The sequence below is a fragment of the Pseudomonas sp. FH1 genome, assembly GCF_000510895.2.
GTDB classification, from domain to species: domain Bacteria; phylum Pseudomonadota; class Gammaproteobacteria; order Pseudomonadales; family Pseudomonadaceae; genus Aquipseudomonas; species Aquipseudomonas azotoformans_A.
The window spans coordinates 1-13,386 of the sequence record NZ_AOHM01000043.1; the positions used below are offsets into that span (position 1 = coordinate 1).

Here is a 13,386-nt window from a genome sequence, read left to right on the forward strand (position 1 = left end):
CTCCTGAAGATAGGTCAGAAGGCGTAAACCTTATTCAGGACGGGACACCAGCCAACAAAAAGCCCGGCTGATCATCGATCAACCGGGCTTTTTAGTGCTTGAAGATTAAGTTACTTCTTCAAACCGTAATGCTCATCCAGCATGCCTGGGGCGTTCGGCGTTTTTGGCGCGTAGTCCCGTGGTGGCTCCTGGTTTTCCCGTGGTGGGGTCAGGCGCTCCCGTGGGGTTTGCGGTGCATCGGAATGCAACGCGGCCAGCAGGCGCTGGCGGGTGATGTCGTCGAGGGCCAGGCGGTTTGCGCCATCGGCGAGATGATCCTGTACTTCCTGGTAGCTCTGGGTGAGCTTCTTGACCAGGGTCGCGGTGCTGTTGAAGTGGGTAACAACCTCGTTCTGATAACTGTCAAAACGTTCCTGAATGTCATCCAACTGACGCTGCGTGCGGTTAGGCGCGGCATTCGGCAGCAAGCGAGCAACCAGGAAACCAATGGCGACACCGGCAACCAGGGCAAGAGTCGGCAACAACCAAACTAAGAGCGAGTGTTCCACGAGTCCTTCCTCTATAAACGGCTTTGCTTTACGTTAACGGCTCAAACCTGCGCTGTATACCGCGATTAAGCTCGCAATGATGCCAAGCACAGACTTTTAGCTAGACGAGTCGACCCATTGAGAGGTCACGGAGTTCATCTCTTGCTCATGCGTGAAACCCCCGTTTTGATCGATGGCCCGGTAGGCCAATTGGAAGCCCTGTACCTGGATCACCCCGAGCCACGTGGCCTGGCGCTGATCTGCCACCCCAACCCGGTGCAGGGTGGGACCATGCTCAATAAAGTCGTATCGACCCTGCAACGCACCGCCCGCGATGCCGGTTTGATTACCTTGCGTTTCAATTACCGTGGCGTCGGCGCCAGTGCCGGCACCCACGACATGAGCACCGGTGAAGTGGATGACGCCGAAGCGGCCGCCACCTGGCTGCGGGAAAAACACCCGGACCTGCCGATCACCTTGCTTGGCTTTTCGTTCGGTGGCTATGTGGCTGCCAGCCTCGGCGGTCGCCTGGAAGCCAAGGGTGAAAAACTGTCACATTTGTTCATGGTTGCCGCAGCGGTGATGCGTCTGCGCGATACCGATGCGCTGCCACTGGGTTGCCCATTGACCCTGATCCAGCCGGAAACCGACGAAGTGGTCGACCCACAGACCGTCTACGACTGGTCTGCCGCCCTGAATCGCCCCCATGAGCTGCTGAAAGTGGCAGAATGCGGACACTTTTTTCACGGCAAGCTCACCGATCTGAAGGATCTGGTGCTGCCGCGACTTTCGAATTGATAGCAGTCTGATAAGCGATTACCCATGACGACTCGTACCCGTATCCTCACCGGCATCACCACCACCGGCACGCCGCACCTGGGCAACTACGCCGGTGCGATCCGCCCGGCGATCCTCGCCAGCCAGGACGCCAATGCCGACTCCTTCTACTTCCTGGCCGACTACCACGCCCTGATCAAGTGCGATGACCCGCAGCGCATCCAGCGCTCGCGCATGGAAATCGCCGCGACCTGGCTGGCCGGTGGCCTGGATGTGAACCGGGTGACCTTCTACCGCCAGTCCGACATCCCGGAAATCCCCGAGCTGACCTGGCTGCTCACCTGCGTGGCCGCCAAGGGCCTGCTCAACCGCGCCCATGCGTACAAGGCCTCGGTGGACAAGAACGTGGAAGCCGGCGAAGACCCGGACGCGGGCATCAGCATGGGCCTGTACAGCTACCCGGTGCTGATGGCGGCGGACATCCTGATGTTCAATGCGCACAAGGTGCCGGTCGGTCGCGACCAGATCCAGCACGTGGAAATGGCCCGTGATATCGGCCAGCGCTTCAACCACCTGTTCGGCAACGGTAAAGAATTCTTCACCATGCCCGAGGCGCTGATCGAAGAAAGCGTCGCCACCTTGCCGGGCCTGGATGGCCGCAAGATGTCGAAAAGCTACGACAACACCATCCCATTGTTCACCAGCGCCAAGGACATGAAGGACGCGATCTCGCGGATCGTCACCGACTCCCGCGCGCCGGGCGAAGCCAAGGACCCGGACAACTCGCACCTGTTTACCCTGTACCAGGCATTTGCCAGCAAGGCCCAGGAGGAAGAGTTCCGCGCCGACCTGTTGCAAGGGCTGGGCTGGGGCGAGGCGAAGAACCGTCTGTTCCAACTGCTGGATGGCCAACTGGGTGAAGCCCGCGAACGCTATCACCAGTTGATGTCGCGCCCTTCGGACATGGAAGACTTGCTGCTGATCGGCGCCAAGAAAGCCCGCGCCGTGGCTGCACCGTTCCTGGCTGAGCTGCGTGAAGCCGTGGGCCTGCGTTCGTTCGTCAACCAGGCTGCGGCGCCGGTCGCCGCCAAGAAGAAAGCCGCCAAAGCCGCGCGCTTCGTGAGCTTCCGCGAGGACGACGGCAGCTTCCGCTTCCGCCTGCTCGCCGCCGATGGCGAGCAACTGCTGTTGTCGCGCAATTTTGCCGACGGCAAGGCGGCGGGCGCGGTGACCAAGCAGCTGCAAAGCGGCGACGCGCTGGACGTACGCACCGAAGCCCTGGGCTTCAGCGTATGGCTGGACGGTGTCGTGGTGGCCGACAGTGCCGAGTTCGCCGACGAAGCGTCGCGCGACGCGGCCATCGAAGCCTTGCGCGTTGCGTTGACCCCCCTCGAGGATTAACCCGACCAAGGGTTGATTGCCATTATCCAGGGCCGTCGTTACAGTGACGGCCCGTTTTTGTTGCCTTGCTAACGAAATTATGACGCCCCTAGAACGATATCAAGCTGATCTGAAACGCCCTGAATTCTTCCATGACGCGGCCCAGGAAAACGCGGTGCGTCATTTGCAACGTCTGTATGAAGACCTGGTCGCGGCCTCGCAAAGCAAACCAGGGATGTTCAGCAAGCTGTTTGGCAAGAAAGACCACACGCCGGTCAAAGGCCTGTACTTCTGGGGCGGCGTGGGGCGGGGCAAGACTTACCTGGTCGATACCTTCTTTGAGGCGCTGCCGTTCAAGGAAAAGGTGCGGACGCACTTCCACCGCTTTATGAAGCGCGTGCACGAAGAGATGAAGACTCTGCCGGGCGAGAAAAACCCGCTGACCATCATCGCCAAGCGTTTCTCCGAAGAAGCGCGGGTGATTTGCTTCGATGAATTCTTCGTGTCCGACATCACCGACGCCATGATCCTCGGCACCCTGATGGAAGAACTGTTCAAGAACGGCGTGACCCTGGTGGCCACCTCGAACATCGTGCCCGACGGCTTGTACAAGGACGGCCTGCAACGTGCGCGCTTCCTCCCGGCCATTGCGCTGATCAAGCAGAACACCGAAATCGTCAACGTCGACAGCGGCGTCGACTACCGCCTGCGTCACCTGGAGCAAGCGGAGCTGTTCCACTTCCCGCTGAACGAAGCGGCCCACGAAAGCCTGAAAAAGAGCTTCCGCGCCCTCACGCCGGAATGCACCCAGGCGGTGGAAAACGACAAGCTGATGATCGAGAACCGCGAAATCATCGCGCTGCGTACCTGCGATGACGTGGCCTGGTTCGAGTTCCGCCAGCTGTGCGACGGCCCGCGTAGCCAGAACGACTACATCGAACTGGGCAAGATCTTCCACGCCGTGATCCTCAGCGGCGTCGAGCAGATGAGCGTCACCACCGACGACATCGCGCGCCGTTTCATCAACATGGTCGACGAGTTCTACGACCGTAACGTGAAGCTGATCATCTCGGCGGAAGTCGAGTTGAAGGACCTGTACACCGGCGGGCGCTTGAACTTCGAATTCCAGCGCACGCTGAGCCGCTTGCTGGAAATGCAGTCGCATGAGTTCCTGTCACGCGGGCACAAACCGTAAGCAAATCTCCAGAAAAGTGGAGATCAAAATGTGGGAGCAGGCAAGCCAGCTCCCACATTAGATTTGTGTTTGCCTCGGGTCAGGCAGCCTGCTGAAACTGCTGCCGATACTGGTTCGGCGACAGCTCCGTGTGCTGCCTGAACAGCCTGGCAAAGAAACTCGCATCGTCATACCCCACCTCATAACTGATGGTCTTGATGCTCTTGCGGCTGCCCGAGAGCAGTCCCTTGGCCGTCTCGATACGCAGCCGTTGCAAGTAATGCAGCGGTTTGTCACCGGTAGCGGTCTGGAAGCGGCGCATGAAGTTGCGGATGCTCATGCCGTGTTCCCGGGCCACGTCTTCGAATCGGAATTTGTCGGCGAAGTGCTCTTCGAGCCAATGCTGGATCTGCAGGATGATCACATCCTGGTGCAGCTTCTGTCCGCCAAACCCGATGCGACCCGGTGAATAGCTGCGCTGCACCTCGTAGAGGATGTCGCGGGCCACAGCCTGGGCGATGTTGGCGCCGCAGAAGCGTTCGATCAGGTAGATATAGAGGTCGCACGCCGAGGTGGTGCCGCCGGCGCAATACAGGTTGTCGGCGTCGGTAAGGTGTTTGTCCTGGTTGAGCTGAACCTTGGGAAAGCGTTCGCTGAACGCATTGAAGAAACGCCAGTAGGTGGTCGCTTCCTTGCCATCGAGCAAGCCGGCTTCAGCCAGCCAGAACACCCCGGTGGCTTCGCCGCACAATACGGCGCCGCGTGCATGTTGCTCACGCAACCAGGGCAGCACTTGCGGGTAGCGGGTGCACAGGGCGTCGAAGTCATCCCAGAAGGCCGGTAGCACGATGATGTCGGCGTCTTCCAGGCCGCCGTCCACCGGCATGATCACATCACTGAAGCTGCGTACCGATTGCCCATCGGGGCTGACCAGGCGCGATTCGAAGGCGGGCGTCAGGCCCAGGCCTTGCTGTTTGCCGTAACGCAGGCTGGCGAGGTGGAAGAAATCCTTGGCTTGCATGAGGGTTGAAGCGAATACCCGATCAATGGCCAAAATGCTGACGCGCCGCAACGGCGTGGAGATTTGGTTAGACATAATTTCATTTATTCTTATAGGGGAAAGTGGTCACCAGACGGCTGGATCGTCTTATTTTTTGTCGCATGTGTCCAGTGTCCCGTGCTGCCTTCGCGGCATAGTCTCTGTGGGCTCGTCCTTGTCCGACAATCCACGCAGGTGACCCATGATTCCCAGAACCTTGTTCAGCCCGGAGCACGAACTCTTTCGCGAGAGCGTGCGCACCTTCCTCGAAAAAGACGCCGCGCCGTTTCATGGGCAATGGGAAAAACAGGGCTATATCGATCGTGGCTTGTGGAGCAAGGCGGGGGAGGCGGGGATGCTGTGTTCCCATCTGCCGGAAGAATATGGCGGGCTGGGCGCGGACTTTTTGTACAGCGCGGTGGTGATCGAAGAGATCAGCCGGCTGGGCCTGACCGGCATCGGTTTTTCCCTGCACTCGGATATTGTTGCGCCGTATATCCTGCATTACGGTAGTGAGGCGCTGAAGCATAAGTACCTGCCCAAGTTGATCTCTGGGGAGATGGTCACGGCCATTGCGATGACCGAACCGGGCGCCGGTTCCGACCTGCAAGGGGTCAAGACCAGCGCCGTGCTGGACGGTGATGAGTATGTGATCAACGGCTCCAAGACTTTTATCACCAACGGTTATCTGGCCGAGTTGGTGATTGTCGTCGCCAAGACCGATCCCAAGGCCGGCGCCAAGGGCACCAGCCTGTTTCTGGTGGAGGCCGACACGCCGGGCTTTGACAAGGGCAAGCGCCTGGAGAAGGTCGGTATGAAGGCCCAGGATACGTCGGAGCTGTTCTTCCAGGATGTGCGGGTGCCCAAGGAAAACCTGCTGGGCCAGGCCGGCATGGGCTTCGCCTATCTGATGCAGGAGTTGCCTCAGGAGCGACTGACGGTAGCCATTGGCGCGCTGTCATCCGCCGAGGCGGCGCTGGAATGGACCCTGGAATACACCCGTGAACGCAAGGCGTTCGGCAAGGCGATTGCGGACTTCCAGAACACCCGGTTCAAGCTGGCGGAGATGGCCACCGAGATTCAGATCGGTCGGGTATTTGTCGACCACTGCATGGCGTTGCACCTGGAAGGCAAGCTGGATGTGCCCACGGCGGCGATGGCCAAGTACTGGGCCACGGACCTGCAATGCAAGGTGCTCGATGAGTGCGTGCAGTTGCATGGCGGTTACGGCTTTATGTGGGAATACCCGATTGCACGGGCGTGGGCGGATGCGCGGGTGCAGCGCATTTATGCGGGGACCAATGAGATCATGAAGGAGATTATTGCGCGGGCGCTGTGATGGTGTGCTGCTGAGGGTCTCATCGGGGGCCTGCCCCCCGATGAGGCCTACAGGTCAATCAAGGCGCTGGATTCGGATGATCCTTCTGAATCGCCTCGATGCCTTCCAGCACTTCCTTCGATAACGTCAGGTCGGCACTGGCAATGTTGCTATCCAGTTGCTCCAGCGACGTGGCACCAATGATATTGCTGGTCACAAACGGCTGCTGCGTCACAAACGCCAATGCCATCTGCGCCGGGTCCAGCCCATGCTCCCGCGCCAATGCCACATAACGGCTGCACGCCGCTTCCGACTGCGGGTTGAAGTAGCGGCTGAAGCGGCTGTACTCGGTCAGGCGCGCCTTGGCTGGGCGTGCGCCGTTCTCGTACTTGCCACTGAGCATGCCAAACGCCAGCGGCGAGTAGGCCAGCAGGCCGCACTGTTCACGAATCGCAACTTCCGCCAGGCCCACCTCAAAGCTGCGGTTGAACAGGTTGTAGGGGTTCTGGATCGACACCGCGCGGGTCCAGCCGCGGGCTTCGGCCAGGGCCAGGAATTTCATGGTGCCCCAAGGGGTTTCGTTGGACAGGCCGATGTGGCGGATCTTGCCGGCTTTCACTTGCTCGTCCAGCGCTTCGAGGGTTTCTTCCAGTGGGGTGAGGTTGTCTTCGTCCTTGTGCTTGTAGCTCAGTTGGCCGAAGAAGTTGGTGCTGCGTTCCGGCCAGTGCAACTGGTAGAGGTCGATCCAGTCGGTCTGCAGGCGTTTGAGGCTGGCATCCAGGGCGTCGACGATGTGCTTGCGGTTGTGGCGCAGGTGGCCATCGCGGATGTAGTCGATGGTGTTGCCGGGGCCGGCGATCTTGCTGGCCAGGATCCAGTCGGCACGGTCGCCACGGCTTTTGAAGTAATTACCGATGTAGCGTTCGGTGGTGGCATAGGTGTCGGCCTTGGGCGGCACCGGGTACATTTCGGCCGTGTCGAGGAAGTTGATCCCCGCGCCCTTGGCCCGCTCGATCTGCGCGAAGGCCTCTGCCTCGCTGTTCTGCTCGCCCCAGGTCATGGTGCCCAAGGCTATCGCGCTCACGTTCAGATCCGTACGGCCCAGCTGTCGATAATCCATCGGGTACTCCTTCAGGGAAAACAATCATAAAAGCAGGTTGAATTTTTTTTCGCAATCTGCATAATTGCCCACCTCTTTCTGCAGTGGAAGTGATGCGCCGCCTGCCGAAGAATCTTGCCGTTGAACGGACGCGCCGACCCGAGCCCCCGATAGCGTCTGTATCCGGCTGCCTTTGACTTGTCAAAGTACGCACTATTCAGTAAGATCCGCCGTCTAATTTACAGGGCGGCCCCTGAGGCTATTAAAGAATGACAACTTTTACTGCAAAACCGGAAACAGTTCAGCGCGACTGGTTTGTCGTCGACGCCGCTGGTCAGACCCTGGGTCGTCTGGCCACTGAAGTCGCCAGCCGTCTGCGTGGCAAGCACAAGCCTGAGTACACCCCTCACGTTGACACTGGTGACTACATTGTCATCATCAACGCTGAGCAGGTTCGTGTAACCGGCAACAAAGCAAGCGACAAAATGTACTACCGTCACTCCGGTTTCCCAGGCGGTATCAAGTCTTCCAACTTCGAAGGCCTGATTGCCAAGAAGCCTGAAGCCCCGATCGAAATCGCGGTCAAAGGCATGCTGCCTAAGGGCCCACTGGGTCGCGATATGTTTCGCAAGCTGAAAGTCTATGCGGGCGCTGTACACCCTCATGCTGCTCAGCAGCCCCAAGAACTGAAGTTTTAACGGAATAGTTCATTATGTCGGCGACTCAAAATTACGGCACTGGCCGTCGCAAAACCGCAACCGCTCGCGTTTTCCTGCGTCCGGGTACTGGTAACATCTCGATCAACAACCGCTCCCTGGACAACTTCTTCGGCCGCGAAACTGCCCGCATGGTAGTTCGTCAGCCGCTGGAACTGACCGAGACCGTTGAAAAGTTCGACATCTACGTCACCGTTATCGGTGGCGGTGTAAGTGGTCAAGCTGGCGCAATCCGCCACGGTATCACTCGCGCTCTGATGCAGTACGACGAAACCCTGCGTGGCGCTCTGCGCAAAGCTGGCTTCGTGACTCGCGATGCTCGTGAAGTTGAACGTAAGAAAGTCGGTCTGCGTAAAGCGCGTAAGCGTCCGCAGTACTCGAAGCGTTAATTCGCTTTACGTTCCACAAAAACGCCCAGCCTCCTCACGGAGCTGGGCGTTTTTTATTGCCTGCGATTTATGCATAAAAATCGCCGTGACAACTTGCCACATCCGTAGACCCCCTATACTACAAGGCCTGGAGGCTGAGCTCCCGGCAATTCCCTTGTCAGACGTGGGGCTTTTCATTACCATTCGGCAAAATTTTTATAAGTAAAGATTCAACACTTAGTAGACGCCTGATTTAACAGGCCAAAAAGCTGATGGGAGAGGACTGAATGAGCAATGACGGCGTGAATGCAGGCCGGCGTCGCTTCTTGGTAGCAGCCACATCCGTGGTGGGTGCTGCAGGAGCGGTGGGGGCTGCGGTCCCGTTCGTGGGGTCATGGTTTCCCAGTGCCAAGGCGAAAGCCGCAGGTGCACCGGTGAAGGTGAATATCAGCAAGATCGAGCCAGGGCAGCAGATGATTGCTGAATGGCGCGGCCAGCCGGTCTTCATTGTTCGTCGTACCGAGGAAATCCTGGGGAATCTCAAAAAGATCGAAGGCCAGCTGTCTGACCCTAAATCCGAGAAGTCCGACCAACCCGCCTACGCCAAGAACGAAGTGCGTTCGATCAAGCCAGAGATCCTGCTGCTGGTCGGTCTGTGTACCCACTTGGGTTGCTCGCCTACCTTCCGCCCGGAAGTGGCTCCAGTCGATCTGGGCAAGGATTGGGTCGGCGGTTATTTCTGCCCCTGCCACGGCTCCCACTACGATCTTGCTGGCCGCGTCTACAAGTCCCAGCCTGCTCCTTTGAACCTGCCGGTTCCTCCGCACACCTACGAAACTGACGACCTCATTGTCATTGGCCTCGATAAGGAGAACGCGTGATGAGCAAGTTCATGGATTGGGTGGATGCACGCTTCCCCGCCACTAAAATGTGGGAAGACCATCTCAGCAAATATTACGCGCCAAAAAACTTCAACTTCTTCTACTTCTTTGGCTCCCTGGCATTGCTGGTGCTGGTCAACCAGATCGTCACCGGTGTGTGGCTGACCATGAGCTACACCCCGTCGGCGGAAGAGGCATTCGCCTCCGTCGAGTACATCATGCGTGACGTCGAGTACGGCTCGATCCTGCGTCTGCTGCACTCCACCGGCGCGTCAGCGTTCTTTATCGTCGTCTACCTGCACATGTTCCGTGGCCTGCTCTACGGCTCGTACCAGAAGCCCCGCGAGCTGGTGTGGGTGTTTGGCATGCTGATCTACCTGGCGCTGATGGCCGAAGCCTTCATGGGTTACCTGCTGCCGTGGGGCCAGATGTCGTACTGGGGCGCCCAGGTGATCATCTCGCTGTTCGGTGCCATTCCGGTGATCGGCAACGACCTGACCCAGTGGATCCGGGGTGACTACCTGATCTCGGGCATCACCCTGAACCGCTTCTTCGCCCTGCACGTGGTGGCCTTGCCGATCGTGATCCTGGGCCTTGTGGTGCTGCACATCCTGGCGCTGCACGAAGTGGGTTCCAACAACCCGGATGGCGTGGACATCAAGAAGCACAAAGACGAAAACGGCATCCCGCTGGATGGCATTCCGTTCCACCCTTACTACACCGTGAAAGACATTGTCGGCGTGGTGGTGTTCCTGTTCGTGTTCTGCTCGATCGTGTTCTTTTTCCCGGAGATGGGCGGTTATTTCCTGGAGAAACCCAACTTCGAACAGGCCAACGCCTTCAAGACCCCTGAGCACATTGCCCCGGTCTGGTACTTCACGCCGTTCTACGCAATCTTGCGGGCGATCCCGGACAAGCTCATGGGTGTGATCGCCATGGGGGCGGCCATTGCAGTGCTGTTCGTGTTGCCTTGGCTCGACCGAAGCCCGGTCAAGTCCATGCGCTACAAGGGCTGGCTGAGCAAGATCTGGCTGTGGGTGTTCTGCATCTCCTTCGTGATCCTGGGTGTGCTGGGCGTATTGGCGCCGACTCCTGAGCGTACGTTGCTGTCGCAGGTCTGCACCTTCCTGTACTTCGCCTACTTCATTCTGATGCCGTTCTACACCCGGCTCGAGAAGACCAAACCGGTTCCGGAAAGGGTGACTGGCTGATGAAAAAGTTATTCGTTGCATTGATGCTTGCGGCCTTGCCGCTACTGTCCTTCGCTGCCGAGCACGGCGGACCGGAACTGGAAAAAGTCGATATCGACGTGTCGGACAAGGCTGCCATGCAGGACGGCGCACGCACCTTCGCCAACTACTGCATGGGCTGCCACAGCGCCAAGTTCCAGCGTTACGAGCGGGTGGCCGATGACCTCGGTATCCCCCATGAAATGATGCTGGAAAAACTGGTGTTCACCGGCGCCAAGATCGGCGACCACATGACCATCGGCATGAAGCCTGCAGACGCCAAGACCTGGTTCGGCGCCGCACCGCCTGACTTGACCTTGGTCGCCCGTGTACGCGGCACCGACTGGCTCTATGGTTACCTGAAATCCTTCTACGAAGACCCGGCACGCCCGTATGGCGTGAACAACCGTGTGTTCCCGAACGTCGGCATGCCTAACGTTCTGGTCGGCCTGCAAGGCAAGCAAGTGGTAGGATGCAAGCAGATCCAGGTCGTTGAAGACGGCAAGAAGCAATACGATCCGTTGACCGGCACGCCTTTGACTCATGAAGCGTGCGATCAACTGAAGATAGAAGCCCCAGGTTCGTTGACAGACGAGCAGTTCGACGAGAAGGTCAAGAACCTCGTGACCTTCCTGGCCTACTCGGCCAACCCGGTCAAACTGGAGCATCAGCGCATTGGTACCTATGTGCTGCTGTACCTGGCGTTCTTCTTCGTATTCGCCTACCTGCTCAAACGCGAATACTGGAAGGATGTGCATTGATCCAACCGTAAGCAATTGCTGTTAATCTTGCGCGCCCAGCGGCATCTCTGAATACGTAGCGACCTGGTTTAACCGGTTGTTACAGGGATGCTCTCTGGGCGCGCTCGTTTTTGAGCTTTCGATAATTTCAACAAGCGAGGAGGACCGCCATGGGCGTGACCAATCGGTTGGCCTGTTACTCCGACCCCGCCGACCACTATTCCCACCGAGTGCGCATCGTGCTCGCAGAGAAGGGTGTCAGCGCCGAGATCATCAGTGTGGAGGCGGGTCGTCACCCACCGAAACTGATCGAAGTGAACCCTTACGGCAGCTTGCCCACCCTGGTCGATCGTGACCTGGCGTTGTGGGAGTCGACCGTGGTGATGGAATACCTGGATGAGCGTTACCCGCATCCGCCTTTGCTGCCGGTGTACCCGGTGGCTCGTGCCAACAGCCGCCTGCTGATCCATCGGATCCAGCGTGACTGGTGCGGGCTGGTGGATGTGATTCTGGATTCGCGTACAAAAGAAGCCGTTCGGGTACAGGCGCGTAAGGAATTGCGCGAGAGCCTGACCGGCGTTTCGCCGTTGTTCGCCGATAAGCCTTTTTTCCTCAGTGAGGAACAAAGCTTGGTGGATTGCTGCCTATTACCGATACTCTGGCGTTTGCCGATTCTCGGTATTGAACTGCCGCGGCCTGCCAAGCCGCTGCTTGATTACATGGAGCGCCAGTTTGCGCGTGAGGCTTTCCAGGCGAGTCTGTCTGGTGTCGAACGCGATATGCGCTAAGGCTTAAGGAGCCGCTGATGAACTCCAGTCGACCCTACTTGGTCCGCGCGCTCTATGAGTGGATTGTGGACAACGATTGCACCCCGCACATGCTGGTCAATTCCGAATTTCCTGCGGTTCAGGTGCCGGATGGTTTTGCCAGTGATGGGCAGATTGTGTTGAACGTATCGCCGAGTGCCGTGCGCCACCTGCACATGGACAACGAAGCCGTGAGCTTCGAAGGGCGTTTCGGCGGCGTGCCGCATACGCTGTTCGTGCCGATTGGCGCCATCCTCGGCATCTATGCCAGGGAGAACGGCCAAGGCATGGTGTTCGATCTGGAGTCGCCTTTCGAGGATGACGAAACGATCGAAAACGAAGATGGCGATGACCTGCCGCCACCGGATTCCGAGCCACCGCGCCCCAGCGGCCGGCCGAGCCTGAAAGTGGTGAAATAACGCGCGTCCCTCTCGGGATGCGCTGAGAAAATGCCTCGACCTGTGTCGGGGTATTTTTTTGCGCGAAGGATAAGGATGAAAGTCGTGCCTGGACGGTGATCGTACAACCACCATGGGCTATGATGCGTGCTCAAGCTCACCGAGAAAGATGATCCATCATGGAAAACGCCAACACCGCCCCTCGTCTTCCCCGCAAGCGCCGCAGCCTTGCCCAGGAATTGGTCACGGTGTTGTCCGAGCAGATCCGCGATGGCCAGCTCAAGCGGGGCGACAAATTACCCACCGAGTCGGCGATCATGGAAGCCCATGGGGTCAGTCGCACGGTGGTGCGTGAAGCCATTTCACGCTTGCAGGCGGCGGGGCAGGTTGAAACCCGGCATGGTATCGGCACCTTTGTGCTGGATACGCCAAGCCCGAGCGGTTTCCGCATCGACCCGGCCACCGTGGTGACCCTGCGTGATGTGCTGGCGATCCTGGAGCTGCGGATCAGCCTGGAAGTCGAATCCGCAGGCCTGGCCGCGTTACGCCGCAGCGACGAACAACTGGCCGCCATGCGTGCAGCGCTCGATGCCCTGAATGAAAGCGCGGCCCACGCCGGCGATGCGGTGGCCTCCGACTTTGCATTCCACCTGGAAATTGCCCTGTCCACCGGCAACCGCTACTTCACCGATATCATGACGCACCTGGGCACCAGCATCATTCCACGTACTCGCCTGAATTCGGCGCGCCTGGCCCATGATGACCAGCAGCACTACATGGGGCGCTTGAGTCGTGAGCATGAAGAGATTTATGAGGCGATTGCGCGTCAGGATTCGGACGCGGCGCGGGCGGCGATGCGGTTGCATTTGACCAATAGCCGGGAGCGGCTGCGCCATGCCCATGAAGAGGCGCAGGCGCAGCGACAGTAACGCGA

General features: G+C 58.9%; 15 protein-coding genes. 12 read left to right on the top strand and 3 right to left on the bottom strand.

The annotated features are described in order from the left end of the window. Nucleotides 1-110: 110 nt before the first annotated feature. Nucleotides 111-548, bottom strand: coding sequence for a DUF1043 family protein (locus H096_RS14435; protein ID WP_003171734.1), 438 nt, complete (start codon nt 546-548; stop codon nt 111-113). Nucleotides 549-695: 147 nt separating this feature from the next. Between H096_RS14435 and H096_RS14440 the strand changes: the two genes are divergently transcribed. From H096_RS14440 to zapE, 3 genes are all read left to right on the top strand, one after another. Then, a complete protein-coding gene (locus H096_RS14440) occupies nt 696-1,325 on the top strand; it encodes an alpha/beta fold hydrolase (RefSeq protein WP_033899280.1) in 630 nt (209 codons plus the stop codon). Between the two features lie 24 nt (nt 1,326-1,349). After that, nucleotides 1,350-2,705, top strand: a complete 1,356-nt coding sequence (locus tag H096_RS14445; RefSeq protein WP_033899283.1) for a tryptophan--tRNA ligase — start codon at nt 1,350-1,352, stop codon at nt 2,703-2,705. A gap of 79 nt (nt 2,706-2,784) precedes the next feature. Continuing rightward, nucleotides 2,785-3,879, top strand: a complete 1,095-nt coding sequence (zapE, locus tag H096_RS14450) for a cell division protein ZapE (protein WP_033899285.1) — start codon at nt 2,785-2,787, stop codon at nt 3,877-3,879. 79 nt (nt 3,880-3,958) lie between these two features. On the opposite strand, the gene H096_RS14455 is transcribed toward zapE, so the two are convergent. Beyond that, the gene (locus H096_RS14455; RefSeq protein ID WP_174890977.1) at nt 3,959-4,879 is read right to left on the bottom strand and encodes a GlxA family transcriptional regulator; all 921 of its coding nucleotides are present in this window, start codon (nt 4,877-4,879) and stop codon (nt 3,959-3,961) included. Between the two features lie 220 nt (nt 4,880-5,099). Between H096_RS14455 and H096_RS14460 the strand changes: the two genes are divergently transcribed. Then, on the top strand, nt 5,100-6,236 hold the full coding sequence (locus tag H096_RS14460) for an acyl-CoA dehydrogenase family protein (protein ID WP_033899288.1): 1,137 nt from the start codon (nt 5,100-5,102) through the stop codon (nt 6,234-6,236). A gap of 58 nt (nt 6,237-6,294) precedes the next feature. Here the strand turns inward: H096_RS14460 and H096_RS14465 are convergent, their stop codons facing one another. After that, on the bottom strand, nt 6,295-7,335 hold the full coding sequence (locus tag H096_RS14465; RefSeq protein WP_033899290.1) for an NADP(H)-dependent aldo-keto reductase: 1,041 nt from the start codon (nt 7,333-7,335) through the stop codon (nt 6,295-6,297). Between the two features lie 248 nt (nt 7,336-7,583). On the opposite strand from H096_RS14465, the gene rplM reads away from it, so the two are divergent. The 8 genes from rplM (at nt 7,584) to H096_RS14505 (ending at nt 13,381) form a co-directional block, all read left to right on the top strand. Then, nucleotides 7,584-8,012, top strand: coding sequence for a 50S ribosomal protein L13 (rplM, locus tag H096_RS14470; protein WP_003188508.1), 429 nt, complete (start codon nt 7,584-7,586; stop codon nt 8,010-8,012). A gap of 14 nt (nt 8,013-8,026) precedes the next feature. Continuing rightward, on the top strand, nt 8,027-8,419 hold the full coding sequence (rpsI, locus tag H096_RS14475; protein ID WP_002555064.1) for a 30S ribosomal protein S9: 393 nt from the start codon (nt 8,027-8,029) through the stop codon (nt 8,417-8,419). A 266-nt stretch (nt 8,420-8,685) separates the two neighbouring features. Then, on the top strand, nt 8,686-9,279 hold the full coding sequence (petA, locus tag H096_RS14480; RefSeq protein WP_016976232.1) for a ubiquinol-cytochrome c reductase iron-sulfur subunit: 594 nt from the start codon (nt 8,686-8,688) through the stop codon (nt 9,277-9,279). Then, the gene (locus H096_RS14485) at nt 9,279-10,490 is read left to right on the top strand and encodes a cytochrome bc complex cytochrome b subunit (RefSeq protein WP_003188526.1); all 1,212 of its coding nucleotides are present in this window, start codon (nt 9,279-9,281) and stop codon (nt 10,488-10,490) included. Before petA ends, H096_RS14485 begins: the two co-directional genes overlap by 1 nt. Next, nucleotides 10,490-11,269, top strand: coding sequence for a cytochrome c1 (locus H096_RS14490; RefSeq protein WP_033899295.1), 780 nt, complete (start codon nt 10,490-10,492; stop codon nt 11,267-11,269). Before H096_RS14485 ends, H096_RS14490 begins: the two co-directional genes overlap by 1 nt. 149 nt (nt 11,270-11,418) lie before the next feature. Further along, nucleotides 11,419-12,036 carry a glutathione S-transferase N-terminal domain-containing protein gene (locus H096_RS14495; protein WP_033899297.1) on the top strand — a complete coding sequence of 206 codons (618 nt, stop codon included), beginning with the start codon at nt 11,419-11,421 and terminating at the stop codon, nt 12,034-12,036. A 17-nt stretch (nt 12,037-12,053) separates the two neighbouring features. Next, nucleotides 12,054-12,473, top strand: coding sequence for a ClpXP protease specificity-enhancing factor (locus H096_RS14500; RefSeq protein ID WP_033899300.1), 420 nt, complete (start codon nt 12,054-12,056; stop codon nt 12,471-12,473). 158 nt (nt 12,474-12,631) lie between these two features. Continuing rightward, nucleotides 12,632-13,381, top strand: coding sequence for a FadR/GntR family transcriptional regulator (locus H096_RS14505; protein ID WP_033899302.1), 750 nt, complete (start codon nt 12,632-12,634; stop codon nt 13,379-13,381). Nucleotides 13,382-13,386 lie beyond the last annotated feature (5 nt).